General features: G+C 35.6%; 13 protein-coding genes. 11 read left to right on the plus strand and 2 right to left on the minus strand.

What is annotated here, in order from left to right; genetic code table 11:
• The first annotated feature begins 21 nt into the window (after window positions 1-21).
• On the plus strand, window positions 22-4,578 hold the full coding sequence (locus BZK14_RS03315) for an SEL1-like repeat protein (protein WP_077925169.1): 4,557 nt from the start codon (window positions 22-24) through the stop codon (window positions 4,576-4,578).
• 55 nt (window positions 4,579-4,633) lie between these two features.
• Here the strand turns inward: BZK14_RS03315 and BZK14_RS03320 are convergent, their stop codons facing one another.
• Entirely contained in the window at window positions 4,634-5,095 is a 462-nt protein-coding gene (locus BZK14_RS03320; RefSeq protein WP_077925170.1) for an Lrp/AsnC family transcriptional regulator, read from the minus strand.
• Window positions 5,096-5,234: 139 nt separating this feature from the next.
• Window positions 5,235-6,857 carry an FMN-binding glutamate synthase family protein gene (locus BZK14_RS03325; RefSeq protein WP_077925171.1) on the minus strand — a complete coding sequence of 541 codons (1,623 nt, stop codon included), beginning with the start codon at window positions 6,855-6,857 and terminating at the stop codon, window positions 5,235-5,237.
• Between the two features lie 93 nt (window positions 6,858-6,950).
• Between BZK14_RS03325 and BZK14_RS03330 the strand changes: the two genes are divergently transcribed.
• From BZK14_RS03330 to rseP, 10 genes are all read left to right on the plus strand, one after another.
• Window positions 6,951-7,511: a hypothetical protein gene (locus BZK14_RS03330; RefSeq protein ID WP_077925172.1), complete on the plus strand. Its 561-nt coding sequence runs from the start codon at window positions 6,951-6,953 to the stop codon at window positions 7,509-7,511.
• On the plus strand, window positions 7,501-7,911 hold the full coding sequence (locus BZK14_RS03335) for a regulatory protein RecX (protein ID WP_077925173.1): 411 nt from the start codon (window positions 7,501-7,503) through the stop codon (window positions 7,909-7,911). The genes BZK14_RS03330 and BZK14_RS03335 overlap by 11 nt, the downstream gene beginning before the upstream one ends.
• Entirely contained in the window at window positions 7,911-8,942 is a 1,032-nt protein-coding gene (lpxK, locus tag BZK14_RS03340; protein ID WP_077925174.1) for a tetraacyldisaccharide 4'-kinase, read from the plus strand. Before BZK14_RS03335 ends, lpxK begins: the two co-directional genes overlap by 1 nt.
• Window positions 8,930-11,374 (plus strand): ribonuclease R, encoded by a 2,445-nt coding sequence (gene rnr, locus BZK14_RS03345; RefSeq protein WP_077925175.1) that lies wholly within the window; start codon window positions 8,930-8,932, stop codon window positions 11,372-11,374. Before lpxK ends, rnr begins: the two co-directional genes overlap by 13 nt.
• A 97-nt stretch (window positions 11,375-11,471) precedes the next feature.
• Window positions 11,472-12,191: a UMP kinase gene (pyrH, locus tag BZK14_RS03350; protein ID WP_077925176.1), complete on the plus strand. Its 720-nt coding sequence runs from the start codon at window positions 11,472-11,474 to the stop codon at window positions 12,189-12,191.
• 39 nt (window positions 12,192-12,230) lie between these two features.
• A complete protein-coding gene (gene frr, locus BZK14_RS03355) occupies window positions 12,231-12,776 on the plus strand; it encodes a ribosome recycling factor (RefSeq protein WP_077925177.1) in 546 nt (181 codons plus the stop codon).
• Window positions 12,777-12,783: 7 nt separating this feature from the next.
• The gene (locus BZK14_RS03360; protein ID WP_077925178.1) at window positions 12,784-13,503 is read left to right on the plus strand and encodes an undecaprenyl pyrophosphate synthase; all 720 of its coding nucleotides are present in this window, start codon (window positions 12,784-12,786) and stop codon (window positions 13,501-13,503) included.
• A 7-nt stretch (window positions 13,504-13,510) separates the two neighbouring features.
• Window positions 13,511-14,329 carry a phosphatidate cytidylyltransferase gene (locus tag BZK14_RS03365; RefSeq protein WP_077925179.1) on the plus strand — a complete coding sequence of 273 codons (819 nt, stop codon included), beginning with the start codon at window positions 13,511-13,513 and terminating at the stop codon, window positions 14,327-14,329.
• Between the two features lie 17 nt (window positions 14,330-14,346).
• On the plus strand, window positions 14,347-15,519 hold the full coding sequence (gene ispC, locus BZK14_RS03370; protein WP_077925180.1) for a 1-deoxy-D-xylulose-5-phosphate reductoisomerase: 1,173 nt from the start codon (window positions 14,347-14,349) through the stop codon (window positions 15,517-15,519).
• A 3-nt stretch (window positions 15,520-15,522) separates the two neighbouring features.
• Window positions 15,523-16,875: an RIP metalloprotease RseP gene (gene rseP, locus BZK14_RS03375; RefSeq protein ID WP_077925181.1), complete on the plus strand. Its 1,353-nt coding sequence runs from the start codon at window positions 15,523-15,525 to the stop codon at window positions 16,873-16,875.
• Window positions 16,876-16,994 lie beyond the last annotated feature (119 nt).

The raw sequence follows: 16,994 nt of genomic DNA on the forward strand, positions 1-16,994 counted from the left end.
TATAAAAATTCTAGGAATATTATGAGGTTAAAAAAATTAGCAACAGCTCTCTTATTAATTTCATCCACTTCGTTAACATCTATGACATGGGCAGATGTAACAACAGGATTAGCAGCATATTATGATAATGATTTAGATAGAAGTTATGCTGAATTTGTAGGGTCGGCACAGAATAATAATGCAACAGCCGCTTTCCTAGTAGGAATGTTACTGATGGATGAAAATTTCTCTCAAGCAAATTTAGCTAAAGCAGAGGAGTGGTTGAAAAAGGCTGTGGATCAAGGCAGTGCAGAAGCGGCTTACAATTTGGCATATTTTTATTTAAATAATACTTTACCTAATGGAACGAAAGAGAATTATCAAAAATATTTAGAGAAAGCTCAATCCTTGAATCTGATGGAAGCATTTCTATTGCCAATGCTCACAGCAGAAATCTATGAAAATCGTTTTGGTGAGCCTGACGATGTATTTATGTTGAAATCTTTGCTGAAAGCACATCAAATAGAGCAAACACCTTTTACCGAGTTTGGTATTGGTACATTTTTATTATTAGGTGATGATTATATAGATGTAGACTTGACACAATTGGGGCTTAAAATACAGCACAGTAATGTAGAAGATGGCGTAATGTATTTAGAGAAGGCTCTGAATTCAGGATTATTACTTGCATTGTTACCATTATCTAGTGTCTATAAAGGTGAAATTAAAGGTTATCCCGCTAATTCAGCTCAATCTCAAAAAGTTGAGAAAATACTAGAAGAGAAGTTTTTCCAGATCATGGCAGATATGATTGAGCTTAAAAATGTTCAGCCTATTTCTATTTATTCGATGCAATCGGATGATGAACGCCAAAAAATGATTAAAAACCTGATGGCACAATCAAAAACGGATGGGAATGCTGCAGAAAGATTGGGAAATTTATATCTCTCTGGTGCGGTAACCGGAAAATCAGATTCAGAGCAGGCTCAATACTACTATTTTCAGGCAGTTTCTCTGGGTAAATATTCATTACTGAAAAAAATCTATGATGAAGCACGTTATGATGCAGATGTTCAGCGAAAAATGGTGCCATTTATAGAACAAGCTGTAGCACAGTCCGATCCTTATGGTTTGTATTTTATGGGGTTGATGTATATTAATGGTATTCAGTCAGATTATGGTTATGATGATCGATTAGCAGCCTTATACCTGAAGAAAGCTGCAAGCTTGGGAAATATAGATGCCTTGAAGGCTTTAGCTTATGAAAGAGTGAATAATTTATCCATTCGAGATCATGAGCAATTGCAATATGCGAAGCAATTGATTGAGCTTGCACCGAATGATCAAAAGCCTTATTTGATTGTTACACGTACTTTGATGCGTACAGATTTAGCCAATGCTTATGATGAAATTTATGGATATGTGCAAAAAATTGATGGCATGAATCCAAATGATCCTGAGCTATTATCGTTAATGGGTGATTTTTATGGCACAGAAGGACGTTGTCAAGATGGAGCTAAAGCCATTGGTTATTATGATCGTTTAATTGATTTAGAAGCTAGCGAAATGTATTCAGCGAAATACCGTTTTGAAAAAGCATTATTGTTGAAAAATGGTGCGGTTAATTTAGCAAAAGATGAGAAAGCAGCGCTTGAAATCTTATTAACGTTGTCACCTGATTATGTCGGGCGTGAGCTTTATAATACTTTGGGTGAAATGTATCATTATGGCAAAGGTACCGCTGTTGATATTCCTAAAGCTATTGAGCATTATAAAAAAGGCACAAGAAAGATACTTTTGCCATTAGGAAAACTATTATTAGCTAGCCAGGATATTGAGCAACGTAATGATGGTGCTTACTATATTATTCAAGAGATGCAAGATGAAGGTGCTCAGCAAGAGTATGAAACGCTATTATTAGCTAATACAGATCTAGATTTTGTCCAACAATGGTTATTAAATATTTATCATGACCAAGACATTGTTAAAGGACAGCAAGCTTACCAATTGATTAAAAAGGGATATGAAGCAGGAATCCCAAGAATGCAATTGAATTATGCCGAGATATTATCTCGAGGTAATGAAGCAATGAAGAAGCAAGGTGAGATTATCTTAGAGCAATTAGTTGCTCAGGATTATGTGCCTGCATTAAGAAAGAAATTTTCTGATTTTTCATTCACAGATGCTAAAGAGCGATTGCCATATGCGAAGAAAATTGCAGAAATTACTGGATCGGATGCTGATCTACAAGAGTTGGCAGAAATCTATAATCGTTTAGAAGCCTATGATTTAGCGATGGCAGTCATAGAGAAAATTCAAGATCAAGAGCGATCATTCTTAAGTTTTAGAAGAGATGATGCAAAAAAAGGCTTGCAAAAGCTTCAAGATCTTCGTGAACGTGCTGATAAAAAAGATCCTGATGCTTGGTATCAATTAGTAGAGCTTGCTAAAAAACAAGGTAACAATGATGAGCAAATAATATTGCTAAAACGCGCAATGGAGAATGGTTCATCGAAAGCAATGCAAGATTTCGGGATGATTTTAATTCACAAAGGTGATGATAATAATTTAATGAAAGGGCGCGAGCTTTTGTTAAAAAGTATTCGATTAGGTAATGTCAAAGCATTGGAGCCTTTATATCAATTGTATTCTTTAGATATTGATCCGCGCATTACTCGAAAAGAGATGTCAGATTTAATGTTTGAACTTAAATATTCTGGGATTGCTGAAGCTGAAGAGTATTTTAAAAATTTTGTTCATTTTGATGTGGCAGAAGAGTTTTTGATAACATCGGAAAAAGGCAGTAAAGAGTATATTTCAGCTTTAGGCAATATTGTTAATATGTATAGAGATGGCAATGGCACAAAGCAAAATACTGAAAGGTATATAGAAACACTGAAAGAGTTATCTGAATATGATGACGGTGATGCCGCATATGCGTTAGGGCAACATTATGAAAGCTTAGATAGTAATGAAACTAATATTCAGACAGCTGCTTTTTGGTACAAAAAGGCTAATGAGAAGAATTATTCTAATGCAGGTGGCCGTGTCATTGAATGGAATGATTTAATTCAGAAGGCTAAAAGTGGCGATTTAGATGCGAAATTTGCATTGTTGGCTTATAAACAGTTGGAAGAAAATCCTGTGGATATGGATGCTCAATTAAAAGCCTTGGTTAAGCAAAATCATAATGGTGCACGAGTAATGTTAGCTAAAAATTTACTTAAACAACCTAGATATGAGGATCATTATGTGCAAGCTTTAGTACTATTAAAAGCAGCCATTAATAATGGTAGTGAATATGCCGCAACAATATTGGCTGAAACGTTGATGAATTATCAATATGATCCTGAAGTGAAAGATGTGAATGCTGAAATTGAATCTGTTTTATTGAAATACCCGACGGATGATAATAATAAATTATTGGTGAATTACTTTATTCAGAATAAAAATTTTGAGCATGCTTATGCTGTAATTGAAAAACTACCTAAGGAAACTCAATTGGGGTTTTATCAAGGGTTGTATGATCTTTTCGTGGAAGATCAGGATGCCACAGATTATCAAGCTGCAATGAAAGCCGCAGATAAAATTCTAGGGTTATATCCATCGGAGGGTAATTATAGAATTGGTCGATTGTATTTATTTGGTGATCAAACTTTAACAGTAGATCGTGTCAAAGCATTGTCACTATTAGCGAGCGCATTTGATCAAATGATGGCAGAAATATTAGAAACAAATCGTTCGTTTTATCCTGATTTTTCATACGTGGATCGTAAATTTGAAACTATCTATGAAAATTTATTGGAAGGTAATCAGAATGAGCAAGCACTCGGTGTTCAATGGTTGCAACAATTAGCACAGTATAATATGGAAGATGCTGCAAAAGTATTGATGAATTACTATAAGGAGCATGGAGATTATTTAAATGCTTATTTATATGGTTCAGCTTATGGTTTTTGGGAGATTAATAATATTGAGGATCGATTGAATGCAACGCAGATCGAAACTCAGAAAGCCAAGGCAAAAGTACTGAAAGATTCTTTTCAATACATTCAGTATATCGGTGAGGTGAACCAATGGAAAAAAAGAGCAGAAGAAAATTCTGCACATGCTTTCTTGCGATTAGGTGAAATTTATCAGCAAGGTAAGATGGCCGCGAAAGATACTGAGCTGGCGATCCAATATTATGAAAAAGCAGGGCAGAACGGTGAGAGCTTTGCTTATAATCGTTTAGGTAATATGTACCGTAAAGGTGATGGTGTACCAACAGATAGTGCTAAAGCAGTTTACTATTTTGATTTGGGTGCTCAGAATGGTGATAGCAATTGTGCGCATCAGGCAGGTGATGTTTTGTATTTTGGTGAGAATAATATTTCTAAAGATTTTGTGAAAGCGGCTGAATATTTTGATATGACAGATTTAGCACAAGGTAAGCATCATGTTTTAGCTAAGTATAAATTGGCGTACATTTATTATCATGGCTCGGGTGATGTGGTTCAAGATAAAAAGCGTGCTTATGAAATATTGAAACAATATGAATCGAGCGATAATCAAGACATTCACAAAGCACTTGTAGAATGGGACTTTAGTAATATTTGATGATTGAATAATGAAGGTATAACCTCAATCACTGAAATGTGATTGAGGTTATTTTTTATTCAATATTGATATCAAAAGATTGTTTGATATTTTGTAAAGTTACCATAGTTTTAAAACCATGAATATTTTCATCATTAAATAGTAATCTTTCTGATAGTTGTTCATATTCAGACATATCGGCAACAGTCATAATTAGTAAGAAGTCAAAATCGCCAGTGACTAAGTAAACTTGTTGAATGGCTGGCGTTGATAAGAAAATGGATTTATGATGATCCATTGCTACAGTGTGTTTATTCTTGATGCGTACTTCTACAATTAATGTGATGGGTTTGCCAAGCTTTTTGTTATCAATAATGGCAATATTGCCTTTAATATAACCATCGGCTTCTAGTGCTGCAATGCGGCGATTTACAGCAGAGGGTGATAGATTGACTTGCTCAGCTAATTCACGTTGTGAAATTTTATTATCACGTTGTAATAGTTGAAGGATTTTTTTATCAAAGCTATCTAATACCATAAATCATTGCCTATAATCAAAGAGTTGAAACAATAGTATAGTTATACATTATTTTTTTAGGATATAGTCAGTTAAATATCAAAAAATGAAAATAAAACCTCATATTTGAAATATGAGGTTTTATTGAAAGAATCATTTATTAATAGGCATTTTTACGAGAAACAGGTGCGAAGCTATTAGCTTGTGCTGTATCCCAAACAGATGCATAAAACTGGCTAGGGATGTTATCACGTAATAAAGCACCCGGTTCGATATAATAGTAAGTATTTGAGAAGAGTCTAACTTCGTTATCAGCTGTTCGTAAAACTAAATGGTGAGGCTCTAGCTCATTGACATGGCTAATACCCGCAGAGCTTAACATTTCTGCTAAAGCATGAAGTGTATTGCGGTGGTAGTTGTACACACGATTCACTTTATTAGTAACATCTAGACCTTTTTGACGCATCAAATCTTGTGTTGCGATACCGGTTGGACATGTATTAGTGTGGCAACTCAAAGATTGAATACAGCCAAGTGCAAACATGAATCCGCGTGCAGAATTTACCCAATCTGCACCGATTGCTAAGGTTCGTGCAATATCGAAAGCACTGATAATTTTACCGCTTGCCCCAATTTTAATTTGGTCACGAAGATTTGCACCCACCAATGTATTGTGGACGAACAATAAACCTTCACGTAATGGTGAACCAATATGATCTGCAAACTCAATGGGTGCTGATCCTGTACCACCTTCTTTGCCATCTACTACAATAAAGTCTGGTGTAATACCTGTTTTGAGCATAGCTTTAACAATTGCAGCAAACTCCCAGGCGTGACCGATACATAATTTAAAACCTACTGGTTTGCCATCACTTAATTCACGCAATCTTTGAATAAATTCTAATAATTCAATTGGGTTGGAAAATTCAGAGTGATAAGGTGGAGAAATACAATCTTTATCCATCGGCACACCACGAGTTTTAGCAATTTCTGGTGTGATCTTATCTTTTGGTAAAACGCCACCATGTCCTGGTTTTGCGCCTTGGCTAATTTTAACTTCAATCATTTTGACTTGTGGTAATAATGCCTTTTCTCTAAATTTTTCAGGATCAAATTGTCCATCTTCTGTACGGCATCCAAAGTAGCCACTGCCTAACTCCCAAATTAAATCACCACCATGTTTTAAGTGGTAAGGGCTGATACTACCTTCGCCTGTATCATGTGCAAAATTACCTAATTTTGCACCACCATTTAATGCCAAAACAGCGTTGGCACTTAATGCGCCAAAGCTCATTGCTGAGATATTAAAAATGGAAGCACTGTATGGTTGTTTACATTCACTACCACCAATTGTAACGCGGAAATCGTCGGGGTTGGGCATTGAAACAGGTGCCATAGAGTGGTTAATAAATTGAAAACCTTTTTCATAGACATTTTGAATGGTTCCAAAAGCACGATTTGAATTATGGTTTTTTGCTCGGTTGTAAACCAATTCACGTTGACCATGAGTAAAGGGTACTGCTTCTGAATCTGATTCAATGAAATATTGACGAATTTCTGGGCGGAAATGTTTAAGGAGATATCTTAAGTTTCCTAAAATAGGATAGTTACGACGCACTGCATAGGTTGTTTGCATAATATCAACAAGGCCAATCAGTGTCAGTACTAAAGCAACAGCAAAAACTACTTTACCTAGTGGAAAAGTGAAGACGATAGATGCGATGGTTGCAGCAATTGCAATTAAGAAAAGGGAATAACGTCCCAAATATGCAATAGCAGTCATGATATCTCCTTTGATAAATGATGAGAATAGCTTAGAATAAATGGTCGATATCATACTCTATATTGTTTTAAATTATAAGGATTTACCACTTAAATGTTCTCAAAGAATAAAAAGGCCAGTAGCGATAATGATTGGGATTATCAATCAGTGCCTGCTATCCCTTTGAAAAAGCACCGATATAGCACAGATAGAGCAATTGCGAAATTGATCTACTCTAAAAATGATGATGACGCAGATTTAAAACTCCAGTTGAGAAGAGCAAGACAGCTAGCGTATGTTGAGCCTTGGTTTCAGGAATTTTTGCCAGAAAAATTAAAAGGGCGATTATTTATTGCATCTTTAGGACGAAAATTTTGGTTGATTGGTGCATTAGATTCTTTATCTGGTAATAACTTTAAATTTTATCAAAAAGAGATTCGTCAAACTTTGGAAAATTATTTAAATACTATTTCACAAAAAGAATGGTCGATACCTGAATTTAAAGTTCAAGTCATGCCAAAGAAAGCTCATGATGCCATACCTGAATTTTCAGATAAAACCGTGACAACTTTATCTGTTCGATCTAATAAAAGTTTATTAGCAGATAAAACAAATCGTTCAATAGATGATATTCTAGCAAGTATGATGGATAACGCGAAAAAACATGGCAGATAATAGAATCTTTGAGGATCAGCAAAAAGCACATCAATATTGGTTTGAAAGGGCTTTAAATTTATTGATGCGTAGAGAACACAGTATTGTTGAATTAAAGCAAAAATTGACATTGAAAGGTTGTGAGTCGCATCAAGTGGATGAGATTATTGAGCGATGTATTGAGGCTAATTATTTAAGTATAGAAAGGTTTGCAGAGGTTTTTACAAGAAATCAGGTGCAGTTAGGATATGGCCCTAAGAAAATCCAGTTTTTGTTAAAGCAGCATCAAGTGCCTAGTGATTTGATTTCTATTGTTTTAGAAGAAGCTAATTTTGATGAAGCAAAAAAGATTGCTTTACGTAAAATTGGGCAAAAACCTGAGGTGAAATTGAAAGCTGCGCTATATCGTCGAGGTTTTTAATGCAAACCCCAAAATTTTGGCAAGAAAATAATGGCATTACAATTCTGTTAAAGCCGTTATCTTATTTATACAGATTTTTATCTGAGAAAAATAAACTTAAAAAATTAAAAGCACAGAAAAAACTTTCTGTGCCTGTTATTGTTGTAGGTAATATCAATGCTGGAGGAACAGGGAAAACACCTGTGACGATTGCATTGATTAGTGAATTACAGCAACGAGGCTTGAATGTTGGTTTGATTTCTCGCGGTTATGGTCGCAAAGATGAATCACTCATTGTGAGTGATGAGAAAGTTTCACCAGAATTATTGGGTGATGAGCCTTATTTGATTCATCAAAAAACAGATGTGCCTGTTGCTGTTGCGAATCAGCGTTATGATGCAGGTTTAGCATTATTGTCAAAATATCCTGATTTGGATGTGATTGTCAGTGATGATGGTTTACAGCATTATGCCTTGTATCGAGATTTTGAAATTGCTGTTTTTGGCCAACAAGGCATAGGCAATGGTTATATGATACCGGCAGGACCGCTGCGTGAAAGTGTTGAGCGGTTAAAATATGTAGATGCCATCATCACAATCGACGATAGTTTTAATTTTTTACTTCCATATTTAAAAAAATGCTATAAGATAACGCAACGACTAGGTGTGCCTTATCAATTAAATAATTTTAAACAAACTCAACAATGGGAAAATTTCTCACTGATTAGTGCGATTGCAGGCATTGCACACCCAAACAATTTCTTCAACGCATTGTCATTAAAAGGTTTAAAAGTTAGTACTTATCCTTTTGGTGATCATCATACATATAGTGCAACAGACTTTATTAATATGATAGAGCCAATTTTGATGACAGAAAAAGATGCTGTCAAATGCACACATATTTTACATAACCACGATGCATGGGTTGTTCCATTAGAAACAATATTGCCATCGGGTTTTATCGAATTGATCATTCAACATATTAATTTAAAAAAAGATATTGAGAAAATCGATCCAAAGAATTTTATAGGAGACAGTGAATGTCTAAATTAACAAAAGAACAACAAGCATATTTTTCAGATTATGCAAAAAATGATACAAATTTTAAAGAAGAGCTTGAAAAGTATACTCAAGCAATTCCAAGTCGCGCATTTATTCAAGAAGTTTTAAATGCTGCTAAAAAAGTTACATTTGATGAGTTGGCTGCGATTTTAAATTTAAAAGAAGATTGGCAGTTAGAAGCTTTGAGTAATCGTTTGTATATTATGAACCGAGCACGTCAATTACATTGTAATGTTCGAGAAGAGTTTTTGCCGATTGGTAGCGATGATACTGTTATTGGTTTATTTGAAGGCTCAGTGGAAGGTCATGGATATGTAACAGTTAAAGATCAAGAAACGATTTATATTTCACCTAAGGATTGTAAAAATGTCATGCACCACGATGAAGTTGAAGTGGTGATTACAGGTGTATTCCGTTCGAAATCTATGCGACAAGGCCGTGTCGTTAAAGTAGTGAAGCGTAATTTGCATGAATTAATCGCACGTATTTCTATGTACGATGGCAGTGCAGTGGCTGTACCTGAGAATCGAAAAATTTCACAACATTTTTTAATTTTAGAAGATGCTTTAAATCAGGCAAAGAATCATGATTTAGTGAAAATTGAAGTGGATCAAGAGGCTTTGAATAAAGGGAGTTTTATTGCAAAAGTAACAGAGGTCTTTGGTCGTAAGATGACCAAGGATATCGCAATTATACAAGCAATTATGGAGCATCAATTACCACATGAGTTCTCGAAAGCAACTGATGAATTATTAAAAACTATTTCAGATGAGGTGCGTGAAGAGGATAAAGTCGGACGAAAAGATTATCGTGATTTACCTTTGGTGACCATTGATGGTATTACTGCACGCGACTTTGATGACGCTGTGTACGTTGAAAAAATGAATGATGGTAATTTTAAGTTGTACGTTGCCATTGCGGATGTTGCTCATTATGTGAGAAATGGTAATGCAATTGATGCTGATGCCATTAAACGTGGTACATCTGTGTATTTCCCTGATCGTGTGATTCCGATGTTACCTGAAAAACTATCCAATGGTTTGTGTTCATTGAACCCAAATGTGGATCGTTTATGCATGGTTTGCGAAATGATCATTGCGCCCAATGGTGAAATGGAAAAATACGAATTTTTTGAAGGCGTGATGCGTTCACATGCACGTTTAACTTATGAATTAGTGGCTGAGTTGATTATAGAAGAAAATCCAATTCAAGAGGATTATTCTGAAATTATGCCACATATTTTGAATTTATATTCATTGTATAAAGTGTTGCGTAAGGCTCGTGATCAGAGGGGTTCAATTGATTTTGAAACAAAAGAAACAGAAATTTTATATAACGATGAAGGTTTGATCGATAAGATTGAATTCAGAGTTCGTAATGAAGCTCATATGATCATTGAAGAATGTATGATTGCTGCCAATATTGCTGCTGCAACTTTTTTAGAATCCAATGAAGTGCCAACTTTGTATAGAGTACATGCTAAACCACCTGAAGAGCGTTTAAATAAATTACGCCGTTTCTTGGTGGAATATAATTTAGGTGTAGAAGGTGGTGATGCGCCTGAACCTAAGGATTATGCTAAAACTTTAGCCATGGCTTCAGAGTTGCCTGTATTTGATATTATTCAGACGATGATGTTACGTTCAATGGCGCAAGCAGTTTATCAGCCTGAAAATGAAGGCCACTTTGGTTTGTCATTGACACATTATGCTCACTTTACATCGCCGATTCGTCGTTACCCTGACTTAACTGTACATAGAGGCATTAAATCTTTAATTAATAAAGGTAAAGAGGGCGCTGTTAAATATCCATATACAGATAAAATGATGGTGAGCTTAGGTGAAAGTTTATCTGAAATGGAGCGTCGTGCAGATGATGCGGTTTCTGATGTTGTTGCATGGTTAAAATGCGAATATATGCAACAACACATTGGTAAGGTTTTATCTGGCCGGGTTGCAGGTATTACAAAGTTTGGTGTATTTGTTGAGCTGGATGATATTTATATCGAAGGCTTAGTGCACATGTCGAATTTGCCAGGTGATTATTATCATTTTGATGATGTTCGTTATCGTTTAATTGGTGAAAAAACAGGAGTTTTAATTAAGTTAAATGACTCTGTTGTTGTGCGTGTTTTAGATGCAAATCCAGAAACTAAGTTCATTGACTTTGAAATGATTACGTTGCCCAAAAATGCTAAATTGAGCAAGCGTGAACGTGAAGCTATTTTAGCTGAAATTGCTGCAGCAAAAGCGATGGAGAAAGCTGTTAAAAAACAGTCTTCCAAAAAGGGGCGACCGGATAATCGTAAAGTTAAAGAAAAAAGACGTGGTTCTAGTGAAAAAAGAAAAATGGTGGCTAAAAAGGTTGCGAAGCCTGCCAAAAAGGTAAAAAAGAAAAAAGTGAGTAAAAAAGCTAAGAAGTAATCTTCTAAATATTCCGGCATTGCTATTAATTCCTTGTGAAATGTTTTAAAATGCCGAGTTATTTTGTGTCATTGACTAGTGTAAGGATGAAAGGATTATGAATAAGCCGCCAAAGTATAAACGTATTTTGCTTAAGTTAAGTGGTGAAGCTTTAATGGGATCAGGTAATTATGGTATTGAACCTGAAACAATTGGGCGCATTGCTGATGAAATTCAGTCATTGAATGCAATTGGAGTAGAAGTTGGCGTTGTCATTGGTGGTGGTAATATTTTCCGTGGTGCAGGTTTAGCAAATAAAGGTATGGATCGTGTCACAGGTGACCATATGGGGATGTTGGCGACTGTTATGAACTCTTTGGCATTACAGGATGCTTTAGAAGATCGTAATGTTTACGTTCGCGTGATGAGTGCGCTTCGTATTAATGAAGTTTGTGAAGATTATATTCGTCGTCGTGCTGTTCGTCACTTAGAGAAAAAACGTGTCACAATCTTTGCGGCAGGTACTGGTAATCCATTCTTTACGACAGATTCGGCAGCTGCGCTTCGTGCAATTGAAGTGAATGCAGATATTATGTTGAAAGCTACAAAAGTGGATGGCATCTATACTGCAGATCCTAATAAAGATCCAAATGCTGTAAAATATGATGTTGTGAGCTACAAAGAAGCATTAGCCAAAGATTTGGGTGTCATGGATGCAACAGCTTTAGTTATGTGTCGTGAGAATAAACTACCAATTCGTGTATTTAATATTTTTAACCCGGGCGATTTAATGCGTACTGTATGTGGTGATGATATTGGTACTTTGGTGACTGAATAAAAACTAATCTATTTGAATGAATTTGAGGAAATCTAGATTATGATTAACGAAATTAAACAAGATGCAGAACATCGCATGAAAATGTCTATTGAAAGTTTGAAAAATGCATTACAAAAGCTAAGAACTGGCCGTGCGCATACAAGCTTGTTAGATCATATTGAAGTAGAGTTTTATGGCTCACCAACACCTTTGAGTCAAGCAGCAAATATCAGTGTTATTGATGCTCGTACATTGGGCGTGACACCATGGGATAAAAATATGGTGGGACCAATTGAAAAAGCAATTTTAATGAGTGATTTAGGTTTGAATCCTGCAACAACAGGCACTTTGATTCGTATTCCATTGCCGCCATTAACTGAAGAGCGTCGTCGTGATATGGTTAAAGTGGTGAAAGGCGAAGGTGAAAATGCTAAAGTTGCTATTCGTAATATTCGTCGTGATGCAAATCAGAAATTGAAAGATGCAGAGTTATCAGAAGATGAAGTTCGTCGTGGTGAAGATGTGATTCAAAAAATTACGGATGCAATGACTTCGGAAGTTGATGCTGTTTTAGCGTCTAAAGAAAAAGAGTTAATGGAGATTTAATTCTAAAATGGCAGCATCTGAATCAAAAAAATGTCGTCATATCGCCATCATTATGGATGGGAATGGACGATGGGCCAAAAAACGATTTATGCCTAGAACTGTTGGGCACAAAGCTGGTGTTAAGTCCGTTAAACGGGTGGTAAAGGCTGCCATTGAAAATAATATAGAAGCTTTAACCTTATATGCTTTTTCTACAGAAAACTGGTTAAGGCCAGATGAAGAGGTGAGTTTTTTGGTTAAGCTTTTCATTGAGACATTGGATAGAGAGCTTTCTGCTTTGCATGAAGCAGGTGTTGCTATCCATTTTATTGGTGATATACAGAAATTTCCTCACGCATTGCAGCAAAAATTACATGCTGCAATGGAGTTAACACAAGATAATAAAAAATTAGATTTAATTATTGCTTTAAATTATGGCGCGCGTGCTGAAATTGTTTCCGCTTGTAAAGCAATTGCAAAAGATATTAAAAATGATTTGTTTGATTTAGCAGATATCGATGAAATCATGGTAAGCCAACGTTTGGCTTTGCATGAATTTCCGCCTGTAGATTTGTTAATCAGAACAAGTGGAGAGGAGCGTTTAAGTAATTTCTTATTATGGCAGCTGGCTTATTCAGAATTTTATTTTACTGAATGTTTATGGCCAGATTTTACGGAAAACGAATTTAATGAAGCATTGAAGACATATGAAGAGCGTGATCGTCGATTTGGTGCGGTAGAAGAGTGAGTATAATATGAAAGAACGAGTTATCACAGGCTGTATAATGGCATTAGTTGCATTATTAGCTATTAGATTTTTACCTTCAGGTTTTTTCCAGTTTGCGTTATTGGTCATAGCGTTGATTGGTGTATTTGAATGGAAAAAAATGTTGCCTGAGACAATTCGTTTGCCTTATTTGATGTGTAATACGTTATTGTTAGTAATTGCGTATATGTTTTTATTAACCAATACATTATCTTTGCTTTTAATTGCAAATACAGTTGCTGTATGTGTATGGATATTGGTTCCTTTTTTATTGTTTATTCAAATTAAAATGCCTCAAAAGTGGTTAGTTTCTAAAGAAGTGACGGCTATTTTTTCAACCATTATGTTGTTAGGTTTTTATATTTCATTGAGTATGTTGCATGAATTACCCGGTGGTTATGGTTATGGGTTTGTTTTATATGTTATTGGCTTAGTAGCATTAGCAGATAGTGGCGCATATTTTGTTGGTCGTAAGTTTGGAAAAAATAAATTAGCACCTGCAATTAGCCCAGGAAAAACAATAGAAGGAGCAATCGGTGGCATTATGATTGCTATGGTGTTTTCATTGATTGTGATGTTGTTTTTGCCAATATCGTTTAATGGTTGGCAAAAAATTGCTTTTCTTTTGATTTCTTTGATTGCGGCAATGTTATCTATCACGGGCGATCTTTATGAGAGCTTGATTAAACGCCATGCAGGTATTAAAGATAGTGGTAATTTATTTCCGGGGCACGGCGGCGTTTTAGATCGTATAGATGGTCTAATTGCTGGAGCTACGATTTTTACGTATGGTTTTTATATTTTTTAGATGAATTTCAGCGCGATATGAAACAGGTTTCTATTTTAGGTGCAACGGGATCGATCGGAACTTCTACCTTAACGGTCATTCGACATAATCCAACAAAATATCAAGTGCATTCCGTGGTTGCTGATCGTAGCGTGCAGAAGATGTTGGAAATTTGCAAGGAATTTCAGCCAAAATTTGTTGTGATGGCAAATGGTGATGCTGCTAGCGAATTAGAAACGCATTTATTCAGCTTAGGTTTATCCATTGAAGTTTTAGCTGGTGAAGAAGCTATTACTGAAATTGTGAAAGCGCCTGAAATTGATTTGGTTGTTGCTGCAATTGTAGGAGCAAAAGGTTTTTTATCATCATTATCTGCTGTCAAAGCAGGAAAAACGATTTTACTTGCTAATAAAGAAAGCCTAGTGATGGGTGGTGCTTTATTTATGCAAGCAGTGAAGGATTATGGTGCAACATTATTGCCTATTGATAGTGAGCATAATGCATTGTTTCAATCTTTACCAAAAGATCAACAGGGTAAGGCAACTTTAGAAGGTGTTTCTAAATTAGTATTAACAGCATCTGGTGGACCATTTCGTAATACTTCATTAGTCGACATGGCAAAAATTAAAAAAGAAGATGCTCTTAAACATCCTCGTTGGGATATGGGGGCAAAAGTCACGATCGATTCTTCAACCCTAATGAATAAAGGTTTGGAGTTTATAGAAGCACATTTTTTATTTAATATGCCGCCTGAGAATATTGATGTTGTGATTCATCCTCAAAGTATTATTCACTCATTGGTTGCATATAAAGATGGCTCGTTGCTAGCACAATTGGGTGAGCCTGATATGACAATTCCTATTGCACATGCTTTAGGTTATCCTGAGCGGGTTTTATCAGGTAAACAGCCTGTTGATATGACGCAAATGATGGATTTGACATTTGCTAAACCAGATTTAGAGCGTTTTCCATGCTTAAGAATAGCTAAAGAGTGTTTGGTTAAAGGTAATGCTTACTTGGTGGCAATGAATGCGATGAATGAAATTTTGGTAGAAGCATTCTTAGAAGATAAAATAGAATACTTGGATATTCCGAAAAAATTAGAAGAGTTTTTATCTCAATTAACTATTTCCACGCTCAATAGTTTTGAAGAAATCATAGCGTTTGATCAGTTTATCAGACAAGATACAATTGCAAAGTTGAAGGCATAGTTCATGATTGAATGGTTGGAGTCTTTTTTTAGATCCATCGGTGGTTTTATCATCTTGATGGGGATTTTGGTGACGATACATGAGTATGGTCATTTTTGGGTTGCGCGAAAGTTGGGTTTTGCTGTTACTAAGTTTAGTATCGGATTTGGTAAAAATATTTGGAGTCGACAAGGTAAAGATGGTATTGAATATGCTATTGGTATGATCCCTTTGGGGGGGTATGTTGCATTTGTGGATGATGCAAAAGATCATACAGGGCAGCTCAATGGAATGCCATTTAAACAAGGAAAAATTTGGCAAAAAACAGCTGTAGTTGCAGCGGGACCTTTAGCTAATATTCTGTTGGCAATTGTATTGTTGTGGGGATTATTTATGTATGGTGTTCCCGCATATAAGCCTTATGTTGAAGTTACTCAGAAAAATGCACCATTTGCAGAAGCGGGTTTAAAAAGTGGTGATTTGGTTTTGTCTGTAGATGGTGAACCAGTTCGTAGCTTTGAAATGATGATGCAAAAACTAATTGAGTACTTGGATGATGGTCAAGCAGAGATTATCTATAATAGAGAAGGCAGTGTGCGTCGCACTTTGATTGATATTGGTGCGCCTTTGCAGCTGGATGCTAAAACTGATTTATATAAAGATCTGGGTGTTGCTTTATATCTTCCACCATTACCACCTGTTATTGGTATGATTGTGGAAGGTGGTGCAGCAGCAAATACTGATTTAGCTGTGGGTGATTTGATTACATCTGTTGCAGGAAAACCTGTTTCTGAGTGGCGTGATTTATTGCAAGTTGTATCTACTTTAAAATCCACTGAAAGTATTGATGTGGAAGTTTTAAGAAATCATCAGGTTAAAACAATTGCAATACAACCGTTAGCTGATGAGTCAGGACAATTAAAACTGGGTATAGCTGTTAATTCTGAAATCTATAAAAATTTAATCACTAAAGAACGCTTGAATCCAGTAGGTGCTTTTGGTGCTGCTATTGCTAAAACAATAGATGATGGTGCAATGATTTTTAAATTTATTGGGCGTATGATCAAAGGTGATTTTCATATTAATACAATGGCTGGTCCTGTGAGTATTGCGAATATAGCAGGGCAGGCTTTAGCTTCAGGTTTAGTTTTTTTCGTGCAATTAACGGCATTATTTAGTATTAATATTGGTTTATTAAATTTATTGCCAATTCCTGTATTAGATGGTGGTCGTTTGGTAGGTTTTGGAATTGAAAAATTAATGGGCAAACATCAGTTTTCAGATAGCATTAAGATTAAAGTATTACAAATTGGTGCTGCTATGATGTTTATTTTTATGGCGATTGTTATCGGGTACGATATTATCCGATGGTTTTAGCCAATAATTAAATGAGTGGTAATTATGCTTCAAATTCTGTATATTGTCGCCTAGTTTGCCTTCAGATTTTAGAGTGTTAGAGAATAATAATGGTCCTCAAGAATTGTAAAAAATCGATA

It is taken from the genome of Wohlfahrtiimonas larvae (assembly GCF_002006755.1).
GTDB classification, from domain to species: Bacteria; Pseudomonadota; Gammaproteobacteria; order Cardiobacteriales; family Wohlfahrtiimonadaceae; genus Wohlfahrtiimonas; species Wohlfahrtiimonas larvae.